The organism is Streptomyces sp. P13-3-3, from assembly GCF_050571355.1.
Taxonomy (GTDB): domain Bacteria; phylum Actinomycetota; class Actinomycetes; order Streptomycetales; family Streptomycetaceae; genus Streptomyces; species Streptomyces althioticus.
Genome location: NZ_CP192228.1, coordinates 3,036,483 through 3,058,269, shown reverse-complemented (window position 1 = coordinate 3,058,269; position 21,787 = coordinate 3,036,483). Strand labels below are relative to the sequence as shown.

General features: G+C 73.0%; 22 protein-coding genes and 1 tRNA gene. 15 read left to right on the top strand and 8 right to left on the bottom strand.

Annotated elements, in window-relative coordinates; genetic code table 11:
* The first annotated feature begins 206 nt into the window (after nt 1-206).
* The 6 genes from iolC (at nt 207) to ACQZOG_RS13920 (ending at nt 6,720) form a co-directional block, all read left to right on the top strand.
* Nucleotides 207-1,187 carry a 5-dehydro-2-deoxygluconokinase gene (iolC, locus tag ACQZOG_RS13945; RefSeq protein WP_399609221.1) on the top strand — a complete coding sequence of 327 codons (981 nt, stop codon included), beginning with the start codon at nt 207-209 and terminating at the stop codon, nt 1,185-1,187.
* Nucleotides 1,188-1,200: 13 nt separating this feature from the next.
* Nucleotides 1,201-2,076 carry a Cgl0159 family (beta/alpha)8-fold protein gene (locus ACQZOG_RS13940; protein WP_093553587.1) on the top strand — a complete coding sequence of 292 codons (876 nt, stop codon included), beginning with the start codon at nt 1,201-1,203 and terminating at the stop codon, nt 2,074-2,076.
* 37 nt (nt 2,077-2,113) lie between these two features.
* Nucleotides 2,114-3,007 (top strand): 5-deoxy-glucuronate isomerase, encoded by an 894-nt coding sequence (gene iolB, locus ACQZOG_RS13935; RefSeq protein ID WP_382001040.1) that lies wholly within the window; start codon nt 2,114-2,116, stop codon nt 3,005-3,007.
* On the top strand, nt 3,004-4,875 hold the full coding sequence (gene iolD, locus ACQZOG_RS13930; protein WP_399609222.1) for a 3D-(3,5/4)-trihydroxycyclohexane-1,2-dione acylhydrolase (decyclizing): 1,872 nt from the start codon (nt 3,004-3,006) through the stop codon (nt 4,873-4,875). Before iolB ends, iolD begins: the two co-directional genes overlap by 4 nt.
* A gap of 47 nt (nt 4,876-4,922) precedes the next feature.
* The gene (locus ACQZOG_RS13925; protein WP_037642935.1) at nt 4,923-5,708 is read left to right on the top strand and encodes a GntR family transcriptional regulator; all 786 of its coding nucleotides are present in this window, start codon (nt 4,923-4,925) and stop codon (nt 5,706-5,708) included.
* 70 nt (nt 5,709-5,778) lie between these two features.
* Nucleotides 5,779-6,720 carry an endonuclease/exonuclease/phosphatase family protein gene (locus ACQZOG_RS13920; RefSeq protein ID WP_107685369.1) on the top strand — a complete coding sequence of 314 codons (942 nt, stop codon included), beginning with the start codon at nt 5,779-5,781 and terminating at the stop codon, nt 6,718-6,720.
* A 66-nt stretch (nt 6,721-6,786) separates the two neighbouring features.
* Here the strand turns inward: ACQZOG_RS13920 and ACQZOG_RS13915 are convergent.
* Nucleotides 6,787-6,860, bottom strand: a tRNA-Pro gene (locus ACQZOG_RS13915).
* Nucleotides 6,861-6,988: 128 nt separating this feature from the next.
* Between ACQZOG_RS13915 and ACQZOG_RS13910 the strand changes: the two genes are divergently transcribed.
* Together ACQZOG_RS13910 and cobF are read left to right on the top strand one after the other, a co-directional pair.
* Nucleotides 6,989-7,522: a DUF309 domain-containing protein gene (locus ACQZOG_RS13910; RefSeq protein WP_382001043.1), complete on the top strand. Its 534-nt coding sequence runs from the start codon at nt 6,989-6,991 to the stop codon at nt 7,520-7,522.
* Nucleotides 7,523-7,611: 89 nt separating this feature from the next.
* On the top strand, nt 7,612-8,388 hold the full coding sequence (gene cobF, locus ACQZOG_RS13905) for a precorrin-6A synthase (deacetylating) (protein WP_382001046.1): 777 nt from the start codon (nt 7,612-7,614) through the stop codon (nt 8,386-8,388).
* A gap of 211 nt (nt 8,389-8,599) precedes the next feature.
* Here cobF and ACQZOG_RS13900 read toward each other — a convergent pair whose 3' ends face one another.
* The gene (locus tag ACQZOG_RS13900) at nt 8,600-9,355 is read right to left on the bottom strand and encodes a cobalt-precorrin-6A reductase (RefSeq protein WP_354793843.1); all 756 of its coding nucleotides are present in this window, start codon (nt 9,353-9,355) and stop codon (nt 8,600-8,602) included.
* 126 nt (nt 9,356-9,481) lie between these two features.
* Here ACQZOG_RS13900 and ACQZOG_RS13895 point away from each other — a divergent pair, with 126 nt between their 5' ends.
* Nucleotides 9,482-10,891, top strand: a complete 1,410-nt coding sequence (locus ACQZOG_RS13895) for a diacylglycerol/lipid kinase family protein (RefSeq protein WP_033277283.1) — start codon at nt 9,482-9,484, stop codon at nt 10,889-10,891.
* Nucleotides 10,892-11,310: 419 nt separating this feature from the next.
* Here the strand turns inward: ACQZOG_RS13895 and ACQZOG_RS13890 are convergent, their stop codons facing one another.
* Nucleotides 11,311-12,084, bottom strand: coding sequence for a sulfite exporter TauE/SafE family protein (locus tag ACQZOG_RS13890; protein WP_033277282.1), 774 nt, complete (start codon nt 12,082-12,084; stop codon nt 11,311-11,313).
* Nucleotides 12,085-12,174: 90 nt separating this feature from the next.
* Nucleotides 12,175-13,362, bottom strand: a complete 1,188-nt coding sequence (locus ACQZOG_RS13885) for a thiolase family protein (RefSeq protein ID WP_033277281.1) — start codon at nt 13,360-13,362, stop codon at nt 12,175-12,177.
* Between the two features lie 276 nt (nt 13,363-13,638).
* Between ACQZOG_RS13885 and ACQZOG_RS13880 the strand changes: the two genes are divergently transcribed.
* From ACQZOG_RS13880 to ACQZOG_RS13860, 5 genes are all read left to right on the top strand, one after another.
* Entirely contained in the window at nt 13,639-14,121 is a 483-nt protein-coding gene (locus tag ACQZOG_RS13880; RefSeq protein WP_033277280.1) for a Dps family protein, read from the top strand.
* A gap of 41 nt (nt 14,122-14,162) precedes the next feature.
* Entirely contained in the window at nt 14,163-14,495 is a 333-nt protein-coding gene (locus tag ACQZOG_RS13875; RefSeq protein WP_033277279.1) for a DUF3140 domain-containing protein, read from the top strand.
* A gap of 2 nt (nt 14,496-14,497) precedes the next feature.
* Entirely contained in the window at nt 14,498-15,160 is a 663-nt protein-coding gene (locus tag ACQZOG_RS13870) for an endonuclease (protein ID WP_033277306.1), read from the top strand.
* 138 nt (nt 15,161-15,298) lie between these two features.
* Nucleotides 15,299-16,111, top strand: coding sequence for an SAM-dependent methyltransferase (locus ACQZOG_RS13865; protein ID WP_037644293.1), 813 nt, complete (start codon nt 15,299-15,301; stop codon nt 16,109-16,111).
* A 31-nt stretch (nt 16,112-16,142) separates the two neighbouring features.
* Nucleotides 16,143-16,670 (top strand): NUDIX hydrolase family protein, encoded by a 528-nt coding sequence (locus ACQZOG_RS13860; protein WP_006130344.1) that lies wholly within the window; start codon nt 16,143-16,145, stop codon nt 16,668-16,670.
* Between the two features lie 65 nt (nt 16,671-16,735).
* Here the strand turns inward: ACQZOG_RS13860 and ACQZOG_RS13855 are convergent, their stop codons facing one another.
* Genes ACQZOG_RS13855 through ACQZOG_RS13840 form a run of 4 tightly spaced genes read right to left on the bottom strand, consistent with a single transcriptional unit; the run spans nt 16,736 to nt 20,919 of the window.
* Entirely contained in the window at nt 16,736-17,914 is a 1,179-nt protein-coding gene (locus tag ACQZOG_RS13855; protein ID WP_037642921.1) for an ABC transporter ATP-binding protein, read from the bottom strand.
* Nucleotides 17,915-17,939: 25 nt separating this feature from the next.
* Complete coding sequence (locus ACQZOG_RS13850) at nt 17,940-18,773, bottom strand: carbohydrate ABC transporter permease (RefSeq protein ID WP_033277277.1); 834 nt, start codon at nt 18,771-18,773, stop codon at nt 17,940-17,942.
* Nucleotides 18,773-19,702: a carbohydrate ABC transporter permease gene (locus ACQZOG_RS13845; protein WP_033277276.1), complete on the bottom strand. Its 930-nt coding sequence runs from the start codon at nt 19,700-19,702 to the stop codon at nt 18,773-18,775. Before ACQZOG_RS13845 ends, ACQZOG_RS13850 begins: the two co-directional genes overlap by 1 nt.
* Nucleotides 19,699-20,919, bottom strand: coding sequence for an ABC transporter substrate-binding protein (locus tag ACQZOG_RS13840; protein ID WP_033277275.1), 1,221 nt, complete (start codon nt 20,917-20,919; stop codon nt 19,699-19,701). Before ACQZOG_RS13840 ends, ACQZOG_RS13845 begins: the two co-directional genes overlap by 4 nt.
* Nucleotides 20,920-21,172: 253 nt before the next feature.
* On the opposite strand from ACQZOG_RS13840, the gene ACQZOG_RS13835 reads away from it, so the two are divergent.
* Nucleotides 21,173-21,778 carry a dihydrofolate reductase family protein gene (locus tag ACQZOG_RS13835; protein ID WP_033277274.1) on the top strand — a complete coding sequence of 202 codons (606 nt, stop codon included), beginning with the start codon at nt 21,173-21,175 and terminating at the stop codon, nt 21,776-21,778.
* Nucleotides 21,779-21,787: the final 9 nt, after the last annotated feature.

The following is a 21,787-nucleotide window of genomic DNA, read 5'->3' as shown; positions in this document are numbered from 1 at the left end:
GACGCGATCCAATCCCCGAAACCGCCTGCTGTCAATACTTTGTTAAGACATCATTTCACGCGCTCGTCCGAATGTAAGTACAAACTATTGACACCGCCGCCCCTCGAGACCTACACCTGGGAGGCGGCGGGTCCCCGGAAGCACGTCCCCACCGTGGCAGGGCGTCCTGGGCCCCGCATCCCCAGCTGCTCGAGGAGCGTCGCTCAATGGCCGACACACCACAGTATTTCGACCTGGTGACCATGGGTCGCATCGGGGTCGACCTTTATCCCCTGCAGACCGGAGTGCCGTTGTCGCAGGTGGAGACGTTCGGGAAGTTCCTGGGCGGGTCCGCCGCGAATGTCGCGGTCGCCGCGGCGCGGCTCGGCCGCTCCACCGCGGTGATCACCCGCACCGGCGACGACCCCTTCGGCGCCTATCTGCACGAGGCGCTGAAGGACTTCGGTGTGGACGACCGCTGGGTGACCCCGGTGGCGGCGTACCCGACCCCCGTCACCTTCTGCGAGATCTTCCCGCCGGACGACTTCCCCCTCTACTTCTACCGGCGTCCCAAGGCGCCCGACCTGGAGATCCACCCGCACGAGCTGGACCTGCCGGCGATCCGCGCGGCCGGCATCTTCTGGATCACCGGCACCGGCCTGAGCGAGGAGCCGAGCCGCACCGCCACGCTGGCCGCCCTGGAGGCGCGCGCCAAGGCCGGCTCCACCGTCTTCGACCTGGACTGGCGTCCCATGTTCTGGCGGGACCCGGACCAGGCGCGCCCGTACTACCGCGAGGCGCTGCGCCACGCCACGGTCGCCGTCGGCAACCTCGACGAGTGCGAGGTCGCCACCGGGGTGCGCGAGCCCGAGGCGTGCGCCGAGGCGCTGCTGGCGGCCGGCGTGGAGCTGGCCGTGGTGAAGCAGGGTCCGCGCGGTGTGCTGGCCGTGCACCGTGACGGCAGCCGCGCGGAGGTGCCCCCGGTGCCGGTCGAGGTGGTCAACGGCCTCGGCGCCGGCGACGCCTTCGGCGGCTCGCTCTGCCACGGTCTGCTCTCCGGCTGGGACCTGGAGCGGACCATGCGCCACGCCAACGCGGCCGGCGCCCTCGTCGCCTCGCGCCTCGCCTGCTCGTCCGCCATGCCGACCGGGCCGGAGGTCGCCGACCTCCTCGCGCGGGACGCGGCCGGCCGGCCGAACCAGCCCTGAACGGAGCCCTTCCTTGAAACTCAGCATCCCCGAGCTCACCACGGTCCGCGCCCGGCATCCCGAGGCCGTCGCCGAGGCGGCCGCCCGCCGGACCCGGCGTCCGCTGCTCGGCGACAGCGGCCGGCTGATGATCGTGGCCGCGGACCACCCCGCGCGGGGCGCCCTCGGCATAGGCGACCGCCGTCTGGCCATGGCGGACCGGGCCGACCTGCTGGAACGCCTGTGTGTCGCGTTGTCCCGGCCGGGCGTGGACGGGGTGCTGGCCACCGCCGACATCCTGGAGGACCTGCTCCTGTTGGGCGCGCTGGAGAACAAGGTCGTCATGGGCTCGATGAACCGCGGCGGCCTGGCCGGGGCGTCCTTCGAGATGGACGACCGCTTCACCGGCCACCGCGCCGAGGACATCGAGCGGCTCGGTTTCGACGCGGGCAAGCTGCTGGTCCGCATCGACTACGACGACCCCGGATCGCTCGCCACCCTGGAGGCCTCCGCCCGCGCCGTCGACGCGATGGCCGCGCGCCGGCTGCCGGTGTTCGTGGAGCCGTTCATCTCCCGCCGCGTGGACGGCCGGGTCCGCAACGACCTGTCCGCCGAGGCCGTCACCCGCTCCATCGCCATCGCCTCCGGGCTCGGCGGCACCTCCGCCTACACCTGGCTGAAGCTGCCGGTCACCGAGAACGTCGACGACATGGACGAGGTGCTGCGCACGTCGACGCTGCCGGTGGTGCTGCTCGGCGGCGAGGTCGGCGACCAGGAAGCGGCCTACGAGCGCTGGGGCAAGGCGCTGCGGCTGCCCACCGTGCAGGGCATGGTCGTCGGCCGCTCGCTGCTCTACCCCGCCGAGGGCAGTGTGGAGACGGCGGTGGACACGGCCGTCGGCCTGTTGTGACAAGCCCGTACGACGACGTTCGCAGACGGAGGCACGCATGACCCATCACCTTCCCGCGGGCGAGGCCGCCGCCGGCCCGTACGCCGTGGACGTGAGCCCGGACACCGCCGGCTGGGGGTACTCCTCGCTGCGGGTGCTGCGCCTGGAGCCGGGCGGCTCGCACACCTTCGACACCGGGGACGCCGAGTGGATCGTGCTGCCCCTGACCGGCGCGTGCACGGTCGCCTCGGACGACGACTTCGGCCACGAGGAGTTCGCGCTCACCGGCCGTACGAGCGTGTTCGACGGCGTCACCGACTTCGCCTACGTGCCGCGCGACGCCCGGGTCACCGTGTCCTCGGCGGAGGGCGGCCGGTTCGCGCTGACCGGCGCCCGCTGCACCCGGCGGCTGCCCGCACGGTACGGACCCGCGTCGGACGTGCCGGTGGAGCTGCGCGGCACCGGGAACTGCTCCCGCCAGGTCAACAACTTCGGGGCCGCGGGCGTCTTCGAGTGCGACAAGCTGATCGCGGTCGAGGTGCTCACCCCGGGCGGCAACTGGTCGTCGTTCCCGCCGCACAAGCACGACGAGCACCGGCCGGGCGAGGAGTCGGTGCTGGAGGAGATCTACTACTTCGAGTTCGCCGCCCACGACGGCACCCCGGGCCTCGGCTACCAGCGGGTCTCCCCGTCCGGTCCGGGCCGTGACACGGACGTGCTGGCCGAGGTGCGCGACGGCGACGTCGTCCTCATCCCGGACGGTTGGCACGGCCCGTCCATGGCGGTGCCCGGCCACCACATGTACTACCTGAACGTCATGGCGGGACCCGAAAACGAACGCGCCTGGCTGATCTGCGACCACCCCGACCACGCCTGGATCCGCGACACCTGGCCCGAGCGGCCCGTCGACCCCCGACTCCCCCTCTACACCGCACCGGAGAGGTCCGCATGAGCGCCACCACCCGCCGACTGACCACCGCCCAGGCCCTGGTGCGGTTCCTGTCCGCGCAGTACACCGAGCGGGACGGTGTGCGCCGCCGGCTGATCGCGGGCACCTGGGGCATCTTCGGCCACGGCAACGTCGCCGGTCTCGGGCAGGCGCTGGTGGAGTACCGCGACGCCATGCCGTACCACCAGGGCCGCAACGAGCAGTCGATGGTGCACGCGGCCGTCGGGTACGCCCGCCAGCTCAACCGCCTCTCGGCGCAGGCGGTGACGACGTCCATCGGCCCCGGCGCGACCAACATGGTCACCGGCGCCGCCCTCGCCACCATCAACCGGCTGCCGGTGCTGCTGCTGCCCGGCGACTACTTCGCCTCCCGCGCCGCCGACCCGCTGCTCCAGCAGCTGGAGCACCCCGTCGAGGCCGACGTCTCGGTCAACGACACGCTGCGCCCCGTCTCCCGGTACTTCGACCGGATCACCCGCCCGGAGGCGCTGATCGCGTCCGCGCTGAACGCGATGCGGGTGCTCGCCGACCCGGCCGAGACCGGCGCCGTCACCCTCGCCCTGCCGCAGGACGTGCAGGCCGAGGCGTACGACTGGCCGGAGGAGTTCTTCGCCGAGCGGGTGTGGACGGTACGGCGGCCCGCCCCGGACCCGGTGGAGCTGGACGCGGCCGTGGCGGCCGTACGGGCGGCCCGCCGGCCGCTGATCGTCGCGGGCGGCGGCGTGCACCACAGCGAGGCCGAGGATGCGCTGCGGGCGCTCGTGGACGCCACCGGCATCCCGGTCGCCTCCACCCAGGCCGGCAAGGGCTCGCTGCGCCACGACCACCCCGCCGACCTGGGCGGCATCGGCCACACGGGCACCGCGGTCGGCGACGCGCTGGCCCGCGACGCCGACGTGGTGATCGGCGTCGGCACGCGCTACACCGACTTCACCACCGCCTCCGGCACCCTGTTCCGGAACCCGGACGTCACGTTCGTGAACCTCAACGTCACCGGCTTCGACGCCCACAAGCTCGCCGCCCGCCCCCTCGTCTGCGACGCGCGCACCGGTCTGGAGCGGCTCACGGAGGCGCTCGCCGGGTACCGCGTGGACGCGGCGTACGAAGCGGAGTACGGGCAGGGCAAGGAGCGCTGGGACGCGGTCGTCGAGGCGGCCCTGCGCGCCGAGGACGACACCGCCGTGCCGACCCAGACGCAGGTGCTGGGCGCGCTGGACGCGGTGGTCGGCGACGACGACGTGGTGATCAACGCGGCCGGCTCGCTCCCGGGCGACCTGCACAAGCTGTGGCGCGCCCGCAGCCCCCGCCAGTACCACCTGGAGTACGGCTACTCCTGCATGGGCTACGAGATCCCCGCCGCGCTGGGCGTCCAGCAGGCCGCGCCCGGCACGCCCGTCTGGGCGCTCGTCGGCGACGGCACGTACCTGATGATGCCCACGGAGATCGTCACGGCCGTCCAGGAGGGCCTGCCGGTCAACGTGGTCCTCGTCCAGAACCACGGTTACGCCTCCATCGGCGGCCTGTCGGAGGAGACCGGCGGCGAGCGTTACGGCACCGCCTACCGGTACCGCGCCGAGGACGGCTCCTTCACCGGCGCCCCGCTGCCGGTGGACCTCGCGGCGAACGCGGCCAGCCTCGGCATGGACGTCTCGCGCGCCAAGACGGTGCGGGAGCTGCGCTCCGCCCTCGCCGAGGCCCGCGCCTCCGACCGTCCGACCTGCGTCTACGTCGAGACCGACCCGACGCCGACCGCTCCCCCGGCCGAGGCCTGGTGGGACGTGCCGGTGGCGGAGGTCGCCACCCGCGAGCCCGCCCGGCAGGCCCGCGAACGCTACGACGCCCAGGTCACCGGGCGCCGCCGCCACCTGTGAACCCGCCCCCGCGCTCCGACCGGGAGCCCCGACAGGAAGGCACGTCCATGGCGAAGCCCGGTGACCCCGCACGCGCCGCGGCCGGACCGGCGACGCACACCCTGGACTTCGCCCTGGACCGGGGCAGTCCGGTGCCGCTGTACTACCAGCTCGCCCAGCAGCTGGAGGCGGCGATCTCCGGCGGGGTGCTCGCGCCCGGCGACCTGCTGGGCAACGAGGTGGACCTCTCCGTCCGTCTCGGCCTGTCCCGGCCGACCGTCCGCCAGGCCATCCAGTCCCTGGTCGACAAGGGGCTGCTGGTCCGGCGGCGCGGGGTGGGCACCCAGGTGGTGCACAGCCAGGTGCGCCGCTCCCTGGAGCTGACCAGTCTCTACGACGACCTGGAGGCGGCCGGGCAGGCGCCGACCACGGAGGTGGTCCGCACCGAGACCGTCCCGGCGCCGCCCGGCGTGGCCGCCGCCCTGGGGCTGCCCGAGGGCGCCGAGGTGATCGCCCTGGAGCGGCTGCGGCGCACCCACGGCCTGCCGGTCGCCCTGCTGAGCAACCACCTTCCGTCGGGCCTGCTCGACCTGGACGCCGACCGCCTGGAGGCGACAGGCCTGTACCGGATGATGCGCGCGGCCGGCATCACCCTGCACAGCGCCCGCCAGACGGTCGGCGCCCGCTCGGCGACCGCCGAGGAGGCGTCCCGCCTGGACGAGAAGGAGGGCGCGGCGCTGCTCACCATGCAGCGCACCGCGTACGACGACACGGGCCGTGCGGTGGAGTACGGCAGCCACATCTACCGCGCGTCCCGGTACTCCTTCGACTTCCAGTTGCTGGTCAGACCGTGAACCGCGGGGCCCTCCCCGCGCGTCCGTACGATCAGTGCTGATCATCACGACGCGCGAAGGGGACGCCCGGGTGGACATCGCGAGACCCCGTCCGGTCCGGGGGCGGGTGCCCGCGGCCCTGGCCGTGCTGACGGCGGGGCTGCTCGCGTTCCACCGGGCGGTGCCGAACACGCCGGGCCGGTTGGGGAGCCTGCTGGAGTCGTTCCTGCCGTGGCTCGGCCTGGCGGTCGTCCCCCTGTTCCTGTACGGCCTGGTGCGCAGGTCGCCCGTCGTCCTGGTGGCCGTGCTGCTGCCCGTCGCGGTGTGGACGCGTTCCTTCGGTGACCTGCTCCTCCCCGCGGACCCGGCCGGGCCGCGCGATCTGGTCGTGGTGCAGCACAACGTCTCCGACGAGAACCCCGACCCTGCGGACACGGCCCGCGCCCTCGCGGACTCCGGCGCGGACCTGATCGCGCTGGAGGAACTGGTCCCGGACGCGCTGCCCGCGTACGAGCGGGTCCTCGCCGCGCGCTATCCGCACCACGTGGTGCGGGGCACCGTCGGGCTGTGGTCGCGGCACCCGCTGAGCGGGGCGCGGACGGTGGACATCAAGCCGGCCCGCCTGACCGAGCCGTGGAGCCGGGGACTGCGGGCGGTGGCCGCCACGCCGCACGGGGAGGTCGCGGTGTACGTGGCGCATCTGCCGTCGGTGCGGATCGTGCCGCGCGGGATGACGTCGGCCGGGCGTGACGAGAGCGCGGCGCTGCTGGGGCGGGCGGTGGCGGACGAGCCGCTGGACCGGGTGATCCTGATGGGCGACCTCAACGGCACGGTCGACGACCGGGGCCTCGCCCCGCTGACGTCCCGGCTGGAGGTGCCACGGCGCGGATTCGCGTTCAGCTTCCCGACGGGGCTGCCGCTGGTGCGGATCGACCAGGTGATGGCCCGCTCGGCGACGGTGAGCGGGATCGAGACGCTGCCCGCGACGGGGAGCGACCACCTGCCGGTGCGGGCCCGGATCACGCTCGACTGAGGCGCGGACGCGAAAAAGGCCGTATCGGAGAACTCCGATACGGCCCGACGACCTGCTCGTCGCAAGTCGGGACGACAGGATTTGAACCTGCGACCCCTTGACCCCCAGTCAAGTGCGCTACCAAGCTGCGCCACGTCCCGGTGCGCGTCGCGCGGGTGAACCGCGTGATCGCGCGATGAGCACTTTACCGCACACCCGCCGCCGGACCGAAGCCGGGCCCGGAGGCGGGGCACGAGTCAGGACGGGACGGCGGGGCACAATCGGCCGTATGGGCACCACGGACAGCACATCCACGGACCGGGCGGGCGCCGCCGACCGCGACCGCGACGACGAGGGACGGGCGCGCAACGCCCGGCCGCGCGACGGGCTCGGGCGGCCCCTGCCGTACGGCGAGGAGGGCGTGCCCCGGCAGCCGGAGGGAGTGGTGCGGCCGCCGGAGGAGAGCGTCGCCGAGGCTCAGCGGCTGCTGGACCAGGGCAAGCCGTTCCACGCGCACGAGGTGTTCGAGGACGCCTGGAAGTCGGGGCCCGAGGAGGAACGGGAGCTGTGGCGGGGGCTGGCCCAGATGGCGGTCGGGCTCACGCACGCGGCGCGCGGGAACCTCACCGGCGGGGCGCGGCTGCTGCGGCGCGGGGCGGGCGCGGCCGAGGAGTGGGCGGCGGGCGGTGACCTCCGGCCGCACGGGATCGACCTGCCCTCGGTGATCGCCTGGGCTCGGGAACTGGCGGCGGAGGTGGAGCGCGGGGAGGGCGCTCCGGTGGACGCGGGCGCGCGGGCGCCTCGGCTGCGGGGCGCCGCCTGAACCGGCTGCGGGGCGCCGCATGACCTGGGTGCGCGGTGCCGCATGACCTGGGTGCGGGACGGTCGGCGGCGTGCGGCAGACTCGGGGCCGTGCGGACTCTTCATGTGATCGGAATCGGTGCGGGCGACCCCGAGCAGCTCACCCTGCAGGCGGTCAAGGCCATGCGGGACACGGACGTGTTCTTCCTCCTCGACAAGGGCGAGGCGAAGGCGGACCTGACGCGGCTGCGCCGGGACATGCTGGAGACGCACCTGGCGGACCGGACGTACCGCGTCGTCGAGGCGCGTGACCCGGAGCGGGACCGCTCGGCGGGCGGCGCCGCCTACTCCCCCGCCGTCGGCGACTGGCGCAGCGCCCGCGCCGACCTCTACGAGCGGATGATCGTGGAGGAGCTGGGCGAGGAGGAGACCGGCGCGTTCCTGGTGTGGGGCGATCCCGCGCTGTACGACAGCACGCTCGGCATCCTCGAAGAGGTGCGGGAGCGGGGCACGGTCGCCTTCGCGTACGACGTCGTGCCGGGCGTCAGCAGCGTCTCGGCCCTGGTCGCCCGGCACCGCACGGGGCTCAACCGGGTGGCGCGCCCGGTGCAGATCACCACGGGCCGGCGGCTCGCCGAGGAAGGCTTCCCGGAGGGCGTGGACGACGTGGTGGTGATGCTCGACGCGCACCAGCGTTTCCGCGCCTTCGCCGACGAGGACGTCGACATCTACTGGGGCGCGTACATCGGCACCCCGGACGAGATCCTCGTCTCCGGTCCGGTCGCCGAGGCCGCCCCCCGCATCGAACGGCTGCGCGCCGAAGCGCGTGAGCGCAAGGGCTGGATCATGGACACGTATCTGCTGCGGCGCGCGCCGGGCGAGCGGTGACGCCTGTCCGGCGGGGCAGGTCGAAGGGCGCGGCAGCCCGCTGTGCGGCGGGCGCGGGTGAGCGGGGTCCGGTGAGTGGGGTCCGGTGCGTCCAGGCGCAAGGCGACCGGCGGCAACGCCGCCAGAGCCCTATGCCTGTTCAGGGCCATGACGAGGACGCGCCGGACACCGCGTCGCCGGCCCTGCGCGCTGAAGACGCGGCCAGGCCCGCCTAGCGGGTCCGGGCGAGGACCTCGTCCAGCCGTGCCAGCAACACCGGCACGTCCGCGAGCGCTGTGACGCCGTCCGGCAGGGGCGGGCGGCGGACGACCACGACCGGCAGGCCGAGGTCCCGGGCTGCGGCGAGTTTCGCCGAGGTCGCCGCCCCGCCGCTGTCCTTCGTCACCAGCACGTCGACGCGGTGCTCGCGCAGCAGTGCCGTTTCGTCGGTGACGGTGAACGGGCCGCGCGCCAGCAGGACGTGTGTGTGCGGGGGCAGCGGCGGCTCGGGGGGTTCGACCGACCGCACAAGAAAACGAAGCTCCGTGAGTCCGGCGAAGGCGGCGAGGCCGAGGCGCCCGGTGGTCAGGAAGACGCGGGGACCGAGTGCGGGCAGCGCGGCGGCGGCCGCCTCCAGGGACGGGACCGGGTGCCAGCGGTCGCCGGGAACGGGCTGCCAGCCGGGACGGCGCAGCACCAGCAGGGGCACCCGCGCGGCGGCGGTCGCGACGGCGGCGTTCCCGGTGATCGTCGCGGCGAACGGGTGGGTCGCGTCGACGACGGCGTCCACGCGCTCCTCACGGAGCCAGGACGCGAGTCCGCCGGGGCCGCCGAAGCCGCCGACGCGCACCTCGCCGTCGAGCGCGCGCGGCCGGGACACGCGTCCGGCGAGCGAGGTGGTGACCCGGATGCCGGGGCGGGCGGCCAGCGCGGCGGCGAGCCGGCGCGCCTCGGCGGTGCCGCCGAGGATCAGCACGTGCGGGGACATGCGCCGAGGGTAAGGGGCGAGGTCCTGGCGCGCGGCGGCGGCCCGGCGGCCGATGATCACCGTCCGCCCGCACGCCTGTGCGTGTTCGCCCTACGATGACGCCGGGGCGACCTAAGGAGTCAGGGCGTGGACTGGAGCAGGCGGGGCTATCACGCCCAGCGGTGGGCGGCGCGGGGGGCGTTGCTCGCGGCAGCGCTCGCGGTGGCGACCCCCCTGGTCTACGGCGGGCTGCGCGGACTGGCGCTGCTGGTGCTCGGGGCGGCCGGGCTGGGGCTCAGCGCGGCGGCCGTGTGGTGGACGCTGACGCTGCGCGGGCCGCTGCGGTGGGGGGCCGCGCTGGTCGCCGTGTGCGTGCCGGCGGCGCTGCTGGCGCTGTTCGCGGTGACGTTGTTCTGGGCTCTGCTGGTGTCGCTGGCACTGTGGGGTCTCGCGGTCTGGAGCGGCAGGTACGCGCTGCGCGGGACGGGCGGGCACGCCCCGGCGCGGGAGCGGCGGCTGCCGCCGCCCCGGAAGCCGGTGCTGATCATGAACCCGCGGTCGGGCGGCGGCAAGGTGGGCCGGTTCCGGCTGCGGGAGAAGGCGGAGCGGCTGGGCGCGCGGGTGGTGCTGCTGGAGCCGGGGCAGCAGCACGACGTGACCGAGCTGGCCCGGAGGGCGGTCGCCGACGGCGCGGACCTGCTGGGCGCGGCGGGCGGTGACGGCACGCAGGCGCTGGTCGCGGCCGTGGCCGCGGAGCACGACGTCCCGTTCCTGGTGATCAGCGCGGGCACCCGCAACCACTTCGCGCTCGACCTCGGTCTGGACCGGGGGAACCCGGCGGCCTGCCTGGACGCGCTGACGGACGGGGTGGAGCTCCGGGTCGACCTGGGGTTCGCCGGGGACCAGCCGTTCGTGAACAACGCGTCGTTCGGGGCGTACGCGGCGATCGTGCAGAGTCCCGCGTACCGGGACGACAAGATCGGCACGAGTCTGGAGATGCTGCCGGACCTGCTCACCGGGCAGCAGGGGCCCCGGCTGGTCGCCCACGCCGGGGACACCACGCTGACGGCTCCGCAGGCGGTGCTGGTGAGCAACAACCCGTACCGCACCGGCGACCCGTTCGGCCTGGGGCGGCGCGAGCGGCTGGACTCGGGGACGCTGGGCGTCCTCGGCGTGAAGGTGGAGGGCGCGATCAGCGCGGCCGCGCTGCTGCTGAACCCGGACCCGGCGGGGCTGACGGTGCTGGCCGCGCCGGAGGTGGTCGTCGAGGCGGACCGGGACGAGATCGAGGCCGGCGTCGACGGCGAGGCGATGGTCCTGCCCGCGCCGGTCCACTGCCGCATCGCCCCGGGCGCGCTGCGCGTCCGCGTCCCCCGCAAACGCCCGGGCGTCGCCCCGGGTCCGCCCCGCCTGGACTGGCGCCGCCTGCGCAAACTGGCCGCGACGGTGGGCCGCACGGCGGTCCCCACCCACCTCCACTGGCCCCGGCACCGGCCCCCGGACTCCCCGGACCGCCAGGAAACGCCCACCTCGGGCACCGGCCCGTCCGGCACCTGAGCGCGCGGCCACGGGACGACCGAGCGCGCCGGCGCCCGCACCGATCCGTGCCGCCCGCGCCGACCCGTGCCGCCGGTGCGCGCAGCGACCGTCGAGCTCCCGGACAAGCGGGGTCACGAGGCACGCCCCCGCTCGCACCCGCCGGAGCGGTACGGCGCCGCGACCGTAGCAATCCGCACGGGCTGGGCGGGCAGCGCAGCTCGCCGCCTCCGCTCCGGTCGGCTGCCGATCGGGAGCGCCCCGGCCTGCACACGAGGCCTGCCGGGCGCCGCGCCACCGCACGGGCGCGCCGTCCTCCGCCGGGACCGGTCACCGCGCCAGGCGTTCGGCGGGGCGCGCGCCTCCCCCGCCGCCCGCACGGGCTCGACAGCCGCGCCGTCCAGCCGGACAAGACACCGCCCGGATGTGAACCCCGGGCGTCAGCGCAACAGCAGCTGCAGTCCCCCCACCACCGTCGCCGCGATGACCAGTTGTTCGAACAGCCGCTGGTTGATCCGCGTCACCGCCCACTTGCCCAGCAAGGCCCCCGGCACCACGAACAGCACCAGTGCCGCGTCCAGCAGCAAGGAGTCCGCGTCGATCAGGCCGAGGCCCGCGCTGAAGGGCAGCTTGGACGTGTTGACGATGAGGAAGAAGAACGCCGACGTGCCCAGGAAGCCCAGCTTCCGGAAGCCGGCGGAGAGCAGGTACATCGACATGACCGGGCCGCCCGCGTTGGCGACCATGGTGGTGAATCCGCCGAGGACGCCGTAGGAGCGGGCCTTGACGCGGCCGGCCCGGGTGACCACCCCGTCGGGTTCGTCCTCGGTGTCGGCGCGGCGCCGTCGCCACACCGTGACCCCGGCCATCAGCAGCAGGATCGCCCCGATCGAGGTCCGTACGATCCCGTCGTCCGCCCACATGAGGAAGAACGTGCCGACGACCACGCCCGCCGCGACGGCGGGGAACAGCCGCCACAGGGTGGGCCAGTGCGCGTGCCGCCGGTAGGTCAGCACGGCGAGGACGTCCCCGGCGATCAGGATGGGCAGCAGCACGCCGGTGGACGCGCGGGCGGGCAGGACGGCGGCGAACACGGCGAGACTCACCGTGTTCGCGCCGCTGACGGCGGTCTTGGAGAACCCGACGAGCAGGGCCGCGAAGGCCAGCGCGGCGAACTCCCAGCCGGTGAGGTCCCAGAGGGTCATGGTGTTCATGCGGCGACCGATGCTACGTGCGGGCATCGGCCGCCGGTAAGCCGCGTCCCACCTGGTGACCGCCCGGACGGCCGCCGCGGCGGCCGTCCGTCAGTGGCGTTCGACCAGGACCGCGCTGCCCTGCCCCACCCCCACGCACATGGTGGCGAGGCCCCGTTCGGCGCCGGTGCGGCGCATGCGGTGCAGCAGGGTGGTGAGGATGCGGGCGCCGGAGCAGCCCAGCGGGTGGCCGAGGGCGATGGCGCCGCCGTCCCGGTTCACCCGCTCCGGGTCGATGCCGAGCTGGTCGACGCAGGCCAGCGCCTGCGCGGCGAACGCCTCGTTGAACTCGGCCTCCTGGACGTCCCCGACGTCCCAGCCGGCGCGGGCGAGGACCTTGCGGGTGGCGGGGACGGGGCCGATGCCCATGACGTCCGGGTGGACACCCGCCGAGCCGCCGGCGACGTAGCGGCCGAGCGACTCCAGGCCCAGGTCGTCGAGCGCCTCCTCGCTGACCAGGATCAGCCCGGCGGCGCCGTCGTTCATCGGGGAGGCGTTGCCCGCGGTGACCGAGCCGCCCGCGCGGAACACGGGCTTCAGCCGGCCCAGCTTCTCCAGGGAGGTGTCCTCGCGGACGCACTCGTCGGCGTCGACGACCACGCCGTCCGGGCGGGTCACCGGCAGCAGTTCGTCGTCGAAGTGGCCGTTCTTGCGGGCGTCGGCGGCGCGCCGGTGGCTGCGCAGGGCGAACTCGTCCTGCCGTTCGCGCGAGATGCCGTACCGTCCGGCGACCTCCTCCGCGGTCTCGCCCATCGCCAGCAGGCCGTGCAGGTCCTTCATCGCCGGGTTGACCAGCCGCCAGCCGAGCCGCGTGTCGTAGGTCTCCATGCGGTGCGGGAGCGCCTCGTCGGGGCGGGGCAGCACGAAGGGCGCGCGGCTCATGGACTCCGAGCCGCCGGCGACGACGATGTCGGCCTCGCCGGCCGCGATGGTGCGGGCGGCGGTGGTGACGGCCTCCAGGCCGGAGGCGCAGAGGCGGTTGACGGTGGCGCCGGGGACGGTCTCGGGGAGGCCGGCGAGCAGGGCGGCCATGCGGGCGACGTTGCGGTTGTCCTCGCCCGCCTGGTTGGCGGCGCCCCAGTAGACGTCGTCGACGCGGGCCGGGTCCAGCGCGGGCACGTCGGCGACCAGGCCGCGGATCACCGCGGCGGCGAGGTCGTCGGGCCGTACGCCCGAGAGGGCTCCGCGCAGTTTGCCGATGGGGGTGCGGCGGGCGGCCGCGAAGTGGACGGGTCGCAACGCAAACTCCTGATCCGGAGGCCGACGGCCGGGCTGCCGATCGGCGGCTCACTTAATTAGCACCGCTAGTTTCGGACTATAGACCGCCCGGCCCCTCCCGGGGAAGATCCTGGAGGTCACGGCCGGTCCCGCCGTACCGCCGGCCGGGTTTGTCCCGGTGGGCCGGGGGCACCCGCGCGTTCACGGAGTGGTCGCGGAGCGCGGCCCGCGCGGACGTCGTCCCGCGGGTCCCCGCCCTCGCGCCACGAGCGCATCAACTGGGAGGAACACCACTTCATGACCGTCGTGAGGAGCACGCTTCCGGACGAGGCCCGCCGCGTTTCCAGCGAGGCCCTCCAGGAGACCCTGATCGACCTGCTCGGACTGTCCCTGATCGGCAAGCAGGCGCACTGGAACGTCGTGGGGCCGCGGTTCCGCTCCGTGCACCTGCAGCTGGACGAGGTCGTCTCGGCCGCCCGCACGCACGCCGACACGGTGGCGGAGCGCGCCGCGGCCATCGGCGTGCCGCCGGACGGCCGCCCGGAGACGATCGCCAAGGTCTTCTCCCTGCCGGCGCCCGCGGAAGGCTGGCTGCGCGACTCGGAGGCCGTCGAGGTGATGACCGACGCCCTCGGCGCGGCGATCGCGCGGCTGCGCGAGCGCATCGACGCCACCGAGAAGGCCGACCTGGTCACGCAGGACCTGCTGATCTCCATCACCGCCGACCTGGAGAAGCAGCGCTGGATGTTCGAGGCGGAGAACCACCCCCGGGAGTCCTGAGGACCCCGGACGCACGACGTACGCGGACGAAGGGGCACACGATGACCGACGCCCTCGAGATGGACGCGCTGTGGGAGGACTTCCACCGCGCGGTGAACATGACGTCGGCGGAGCTGGCCGCATGGCTGCGGGTCGGCGACGCCGGCGAGACGACGGAACCGCTGCCGGACCGGGCGGGCAGCGACACGGGACAGCATGTCCTGGCCATCCTCCAGAAGCGCCGCACCGACCTCACCGAGGACGACCTGCGCGTGATGGAGGAGGTCGTGGACGCCGTCCAGGACGAGACGGACCCGGAGAACGAGCCGCTGGCCGGCGACACCGCCCGTCGCCACCGTCTGATGACGCTGGGCCACGACCCGCTCAAGGGGTGACCGTGGCCGGCCGCGACGGCGAACGGGCCGTGGTGCGCGTCCTCGTCGACGCGCACGGCGAGACGTACGCGCACGAGGCGGGCATCGCCCTGCGGAACACGCCGCAGCCGTTGTACCGGCTGCTGGTGCTGGCCCATCTGCTCAGCGCGCGCATCCGCGGCTCGGTCGCCGTGGCCACGGCCCGTGCCCTGCACGAGGCGGGGCTGCGCGACCCGCGCCGGATGGCGGACGCGTCGTGGCAGGAGCGGGTCGACGCCCTCGGCCGGGGCGGCTACCGGCGCTACGACGAGCGCACCGCCACCCAACTCGGCGAGGCGGCCGAGCTGTTGCTGGACCGCTGGGGCGGAGACCTGCGCCGGCTGCGCGCGGAGGCCGACGGCGACGCCGGTGAACTGAGGCGGCTGCTCCAGGAGTTCCCCGGCATCGGCCCGTCCGGCGCGGGCATCTTCCTGCGCGAGGCGCAGGCGGTGTGGCCGGAGGCGGCCCCGCTGGTGGACGCCAAGGCGCTGCAGGGCGCCCGGCGGCTCGGGCTGCCGGAGGACCCGGACCGGCTGCTCGGCCTCGCGGGCCGGACGGAACCGGCCGTGCTGTCCTCGGCGCTGGTGCGCGCGGCGCTCGACAAGGACGTCGCCGAGGACACCCTGCGCCGAGCGGAGTCGCGCTGACCGTCGCTCAGTCTCCTTGCGGGCCGCCCCGGTTCACGGGGCGGCCCGTTCCGTTCCCGGGACATGGTGATCACCGCGATGCACAATGGCCGGGTCGGCCCGTACGGGCAGGACGCGGGCGAGGAAAGGGAGAGACCGTTGAGTGAGAGCCACACCCCGACGAGCGGCTCGGCGAGGCTGAACACCGGTGTGGCGCACAACGCGCGCGTGTGGAACTACTGGATCGGCGGCAAGGACAACTACGAGGTCGACCAGCAGGTCGGGGACCACGTCGCGTCGATCATCCCGGTCATCCGGGACATCGCCCGCGCGGACCGGGACTTCCTGGGCCGCGCGGTCGCGTATCTGACACGTGAGCGAGGGGTGCGGCAGTTCCTCGACATCGGCACGGGCCTGCCGACGGCGGACAACACCCACGAGATCGCGCAGCGCATCGCGCCGGACGCGCGGATCGTCTACGTCGACAACGACCCGATCGTCCTCGTGCACGCCCGGACCCTGCTGACCGGCACGTCCGAGGGCGCCACCGACTACATCGACGCCGACGTCCACGACCCGGGCGCCATCGTGGAACAGGCGTCGGCGACGCTGGACTTCTCGAAGCCGGTCGCGGTGATGCTGCTCGGCATCCTCAACTTCGTGCTGGACACGGAGAAGGCACGGGAGATCGTGCGCCGTGTCATGGCCGAGGTGCCCTCCGGCAGCTTCCTGGTGCTCACCCACCCCACGTTCGACCCCGAGGTGGGCGGGGAACTCCAGGTGCCGGCGATGGAGTTCTGGAACGCGAACGCCACTCCCCCGATCACCGCCCGCGGCGCCGCGGACATCACCGCGTTCTTTGACGGACTGGAGCTGGTGGAGCCCGGTCTGGTCTCCTGCTCCCAGTGGCGCGCCGAACCCGGCGCCGATCTGGTGGTGCCCCAGTACGGCGCGGTGGCCGTGAAGCCCTGACCCCCGAAAGTATGATCAAGCAATGTCTGACATGACCGAGACCACGCCGGGCTGGCTGTCCTCCGACGACCTGGAGCAGGCACGCGCCCAGATGCCGATCCTGTACGTCGAGGCCGTTCCCGTGCGTGTGGACGACAGTGGTGAGGTCACCAGCGTCGGTCTGCTGCTGCGTATCGGGCCCGACGGGACGGTCAGCCGGACCCTGGTCTCCGGCCGGGTGCTGCACCACGAGCGGGTGCGGGACGCGCTGCTGCGTCATCTGGAGAAGGACCTCGGCCCGGTGGCGCTCCCCCGGGTCCCGGCGTCGTTGCAGCCGTTCACGGTCGCGGAGTACTTCCCGACCCAGGGGATCACCCCGTTCCACGACCCCCGGCAGCACGCGGTGTCGCTGGCGTACATCGTTCCGGTGACCGGTGACTGCCGGCCCCGGCAGGACGCGCTGGACCTGGTGTGGTTCACCCCGCAGGAGGCCGTGTCGCGGGCGGTGCAGAGCGAGATGCCGGGCGGGCACGGGGTGCTGCTGAAGCAGGCGCTGGCGCACGCGGGCTGCGTGATCTGACGCGTGACGCCGTCCGGACCTCCCCGCGGGGCGGTCCGGACGGCGCGATGCGTCTCCGGGGGTGTTCAGCTCTCCGGGTGGGTGAGGTTGGTGCCGTTCTTCGGGTCGAAGACGTGCGCCTTGGAGAGGTCCACGCGGAGCTCGATCGGCTGTCCCTCCCGGGCGCGGGTCGCCGCGTCGAGCCTCGCCACGATCTGCTGGTCCCCTCCGGCGCCGGTGTCGGCCAGACCCGAGTCCGTGGCCAGCTCGTCCAGTTCGGCGGTGCTCACCGGGCCGCCCTCGGCGGTGAAGTAGACGTAGGCGTCGGAGCCCAGCGACTCCAGCACCTCCACGGTGACGGTGACGGTCGGGCCTGCGGTGTCGCGGGCCAGGCTCGCGTCCTCGAACGCCTCGGGCCGCAGGCCCACGATGACCTCGCGGGGCGCGTCCCGCCGCTCCAGCTCGCGGCGCATGCGGTCGTCCAGCGGCAGGTCGCCGAGCGGGGTGCGCAGGGTGTCCGGGGTCAGGGACGCCTGGACGAAGTTCATCGAGGGGGAGCCGATGAACCCGGCGACGAACAGGTTGCGCGGCATGTCGTACAGCTCGGCGGGGGTGCCGACCTGCTGGACCAGGCCCTGGCGCATCACGACGACCCGGTCGCCGAGGGTCATGGCCTCGGTCTGGTCGTGGGTGACGTACACCGTGGTGGTGCCCAGGCGGCGCTGGATGCGGGAGATCTGGGTGCGCATCTGCACGCGGAGCTTGGCGTCCAGGTTGGACAGGGGTTCGTCCATGAGGAACGCCTTGGGGTTGCGGACGATGGCCCGTCCCATCGCGACACGCTGGCGCTGGCCGCCCGAGAGGTTGGCCGGCTTGCGGTCCAGGAACTCGACGAGGTCGAGCACCCGGGCGGCCTCCTCCACCTTCTGGTCGATGGTCGCCTTGTCGACCTTGGCGAGCCGCAGCGGGAAGCCCATGTTCTCCCGCACGCTCATGTGCGGGTAGAGGGCGTAGCTCTGGAACACCATGGCGACGTCGCGCTCCTTGGGCGCGAGGTCGTTGACGACCTGTCCGCCGATGCGCAGGGTGCCCTCGGTGATGTCCTCCAGGCCCGCGATCATGTTCAGGGTGGTCGACTTGCCGCACCCGGACGGGCCGACCAGGATCACGAACTCGCCGTCGGCGATCTCGAGGTTCACGTCCCGTACGGCGAGGGATCCGTCGGGATAGCGCTTGGTGACTCCCTCGAGGACGATCTCGGCCATGGGTGCTGCCTCCTTGCCTTCGGGCTCATCCCTTGACCGCGCCGGAGGTCAGGCCGGCGACGATCCGCCGCTGGAAGAGCAGGACGAAGATGATGATCGGGACGGTGATCACCACGGCGGCCGCGGCGATCGATCCGGTGGGCTGCTGGAACTGCGAGCTGCCGGTGAAGAACGCGATCGCGGCGGGCACCGTGCGCGCGGACTCGGTGGAGGTCAGCGAGATCGCGAAGAGGAAGTCGTTCCAGCAGAAGATGAACACGAGGATGGCGGTGGTGAACACGCCCGGCGCGGCGAGCGGCACGATGACCAGCCGGAACGCCTGTGCGGGCGTCGCTCCGTCCACCTTGGCGGCCTTCTCCAGGTCCCAGGGGATCTCCCGGAAGAACGCCGACAGGGTGTAGATCGCCAGCGGCAGCGAGAAGGTCATGTACGGGATGATCAGTCCGGGCCAGGTGTCGAAGATGCCGATGCTCCGCTCGATGTTGAACAGCGGGGACACCAGGGAGATCGGCGGGAACATCGCGATCAGCAGCGACATCCCGATGAGCACCTGCTTGCCGGGGAAGCGCAGCCGGGCGACCGCGTAGGCGGCCATGGTGCCGAGGATGACGGCGATCACCGTGGCGATGAGGGCGATGCCGATCGAGTTGATCAGGGCCCGGGTGAACTCGGAGGTCTGGAAGATCCCCTTGTAGTTCTCCCAGGTCCAGTCGGTGGGGATGTAGCTGCCGTCGGTGAGGGTGCTGGGCGCCTTGAAGGACAGGGCGACGATCCACCACACCGGGAACAGGGCGTACAGCACCACCACGACGTTGACGACGCCCCATCGCGTCGCGTGCGACCTGCCTGCGGCGGCCATCAGCGCTTCACCTCCGCGCCCGGTGCGGCGGCGCCGAACAGCTTGACGAAGGTGAAGGCGATGATCCCGACGCAGATGAAGATCAGGACCGAGATCGCCGACCCGATGCCCAGGTTCAGCGCGGTGAACAGGTTGTCGTAGCCGAGGATGGACAGGGAGCCGGTGCCGTGGGCGCCCGCCGTGAGGACGTAGATGTTGTCGAAGATGCGGAAGGCGTCCAGGGTGCGGAAGAGCAGGGCGACCAGGATCGCCGGTTTCATCAGGGGCAGCATCACCTTGGTGAACCGCTGCCAGGGGGTGGCTCCGTCGACCATCGCGGCTCTCAGCGTCTCCTCGGGGACCAGGGCGAGGCCGGCGAGCAGCAGCAGCGCCATGAAGGGGGTCGTCTTCCACACCTCGGCCAGGATGATCAGCCACAGGGCGGGCCACTGCTCGGTGAGCGGGGCGTCCCCGCTGGGCAGCAGCCCGGCGAGATAGCCGAGTTCGGGGGTCCAGGCGTACTGCCAGGAGAAGGCGGCGACGACGGTGACGATGCCGTACGGGATGAGGACGGCGGTGCGGACCGTGCCGCGTGCGAAGAGCGTGCGGTGCATGACCAGGGCGAGGCCCATGCCGAGGACCAGTTCGATGGCCACGGACACCACGGTGAGGAACAGCGTCACCCAGAAGGCGTCCCACCAGAACGGCGAGGTCAGCACGGCGCCGTAGTTGCTGAGTCCGGTGAACTCGGCGCGGTCGGGGAAGCGCAGGTCGTAGCGCTGGAGGGACAGGTAGACCGCGTAGCAGATGGGGTAGGCGGTGACGGCGACCATGACGATCACGGCGGGCGCGCACAGCAGCCAGCCGAGCCGCCGTTCCTGCCGGGCGCCCGCCGACAGGGCCTTCTTGTCCTTCGCTTCGTCCTTCGCCGGCTCTGCCATGGTGCTCACGGGATCACACCCTCGGATCGCAGGGCCTCGTCGATCTGCTCCCTGATGGTGGAGACGTCGCTCTCCGGCCGGATGTCGGAGGGCGGGGACAGGGTGTGCGAGACGGCGATCGACACGTTCTGGTAGGCGGGGGTGAGCGGCCGTACGCTCGCCGACTCCAGGGAGGTCAGGACCTCCTTGGAGAAGGGGTACTCCTTCATGAACTCCGGCTCGTCGTAGAGGGCGCGCAAGGTGGGCGGGAGCCCGCCCTTGAGCGCCGCGTTGAGCTGGTTCTCCCGGTCGCGCAGGCACAGGGCCGCGTCGAAGGCCAGGTCGGGGTGGCGGGAGTAGGCGCTGACGGCGAGGTCGATGCCGCCGATGGTGGGGCGCGAGGGGCGGTCGGCGTCCACGCGGGGGTAGACCGCCCAGCGGAAGTTCTTGAAGAGCGTCGGGTTGTTGCTCTTCATCGACGGATAGACGAACGGGTAGTTGATCTCGAAGGCGGCTACCCCCGACTCCATGGCGAGCCGGTTCTGGTCCTCCATCTGGTTGGGCAGGGAGGGGTCGGCGGCCGGGGAGCGGGCGAGGTCCCGCATGATCGAGGCCGCCTTCACGGCGGGCGGGCCGAGGGAGGGCTCGGTGGCGCTCGGGTTGAGGATGGTGCCGCCGGCGCTGTTGATCAGGGAGTTGAACCAGACGGTGAGGCCCTCGTACTGGGCGCCCTGGATCTCGGCGTAGTGCGGTTTGCCCTGCCGGGCCAGGTCGCGGGACATGTCCAGCATCTCGGCCCAGGTCGTGGGCGGCTTCGGGACGAGGTCCTTGCGGTACCAGAGCAGCTGGACGTTGGTGTTGTACGGGACGGCGTAGAGCTTGCCCTTCCAGGTCGCGGTCTGGATCGGCACGTCGAGGGTGCCCTCGGTGGCCCGGCGCTTGTTCTCGCCGGTCCACTCCTTGATCCACCGGGCCTCGGCGAACTCGGCGGCCCAGGTGACGTCCAGACCCAGGATGTCGAGGGAGTCGTCCTCGGCGGCGAGGCGGCGCACCATCTGCTGCCGTTGGCCGTCGGCCGCGCGGGGCAGCTTGTTGTAGACGATGCGGTAACGCCCCCCGGACTCCCGGCTGCACCGGTCGGCGGCCTCCTGGAGCGCGCCGGAGTCGTCGGGGAAGTTGTACCAGTTGAGGGTGGGGCGGGAGCTCTCGTCGTCACCGCCACAGGCGGCGAGCGTCGAGGCGAGCACGGTCAGGGCGAGCAGCGCCCGCGCGCGCCGCGGCCTTCTGTGACGTCCGCATCTCGCGTGCAATCGCTCCGCACCTCGCTTCCGGGACGGCGGCTCGGGCGTCGGAACCCGCGCCGGTGTCTCCGCGGGAACGTTAGATAGTTACGAAAGAGACATCAAGGACATACGCGGACGATTCTTATCGCGTTCGGACCGATGAGTTCCCGGTCTCCGACCGGTCCGCACTCGTGACACCTCAGGAAAGGACAACGCCATGTCGGAGCTTCTCGTCGACTTCATCACCTCCCTGGACGGCTACGCGTCGGGAGAGGGGTGGCCCGGGTTCTGGGGCCTCGAAGGCCCGGAGTACCTCGCCTGGCTCGGGGAGCAGCCCGAGGTCACCTATCTGATGGGAGCGAACACCTACCGTCTGATGTCCGGCTTCGCCGCGGGCGACGTCCCGGCCGGCCAGGACGAGTTCAGGGACGAGGAGAAGGAGTCCGTCGACGAGCTCACGCAGGCTCCCAAGGTGGTGTTCTCCTCCTCCCTGGAGGAGCCGCTGAAGTGGGCGAACTGCACGCTCGTCCGCGACGACGCCGTGGAGACCGTCCGCGCCCTGAAGGAGAGCGGGTCGGGGATCCTCAGCACCATCGGCAGCCTCAGCCTGTCCCGGTCCCTGCTGCGGGCCGGCCTCGTCGACCGTTTCCGGGTGGTGATGTTCCCGGTGATCACCGGGGCCACGGGCGCGGAGCGCATCTACGACGGCTACCCGGACGTGGCTCTCGAGATGACCGGGAGCCGCACCTTCGACGGCCGTACGCAGCTGGTCGAGTACAAGCCCCGTGTACTGGAGCACCCCCCCTTGGGCGCGCCCGCCTGACGGGGCCGG

Coding starts and splice junctions, on each gene's coding strand:
- iolC (WP_399609221.1), top strand. CDS start 207: ATGGCCGACACACCACAGTATTTCGACCTGGTGACCATGGGTCGCATC.
- iolB (WP_382001040.1), top strand. CDS start 2,114: ATGACCCATCACCTTCCCGCGGGCGAGGCCGCCGCCGGCCCGTACGCC.
- iolD (WP_399609222.1), top strand. CDS start 3,004: ATGAGCGCCACCACCCGCCGACTGACCACCGCCCAGGCCCTGGTGCGG.
- ACQZOG_RS13925 (WP_037642935.1), top strand. CDS start 4,923: ATGGCGAAGCCCGGTGACCCCGCACGCGCCGCGGCCGGACCGGCGACG.
- ACQZOG_RS13910 (WP_382001043.1), top strand. CDS start 6,989: ATGGGCACCACGGACAGCACATCCACGGACCGGGCGGGCGCCGCCGAC.
- ACQZOG_RS13900 (WP_354793843.1), bottom strand. CDS start 9,355: ATGTCCCCGCACGTGCTGATCCTCGGCGGCACCGCCGAGGCGCGCCGG.
- ACQZOG_RS13890 (WP_033277282.1), bottom strand. CDS start 12,084: ATGAACACCATGACCCTCTGGGACCTCACCGGCTGGGAGTTCGCCGCG.
- ACQZOG_RS13880 (WP_033277280.1), top strand. CDS start 13,639: ATGACCGTCGTGAGGAGCACGCTTCCGGACGAGGCCCGCCGCGTTTCC.
- ACQZOG_RS13875 (WP_033277279.1), top strand. CDS start 14,163: ATGACCGACGCCCTCGAGATGGACGCGCTGTGGGAGGACTTCCACCGC.
- ACQZOG_RS13860 (WP_006130344.1), top strand. CDS start 16,143: ATGACCGAGACCACGCCGGGCTGGCTGTCCTCCGACGACCTGGAGCAG.
- ACQZOG_RS13855 (WP_037642921.1), bottom strand. CDS start 17,914: ATGGCCGAGATCGTCCTCGAGGGAGTCACCAAGCGCTATCCCGACGGA.
- ACQZOG_RS13850 (WP_033277277.1), bottom strand. CDS start 18,773: ATGGCCGCCGCAGGCAGGTCGCACGCGACGCGATGGGGCGTCGTCAAC.
- ACQZOG_RS13835 (WP_033277274.1), top strand. CDS start 21,173: ATGTCGGAGCTTCTCGTCGACTTCATCACCTCCCTGGACGGCTACGCG.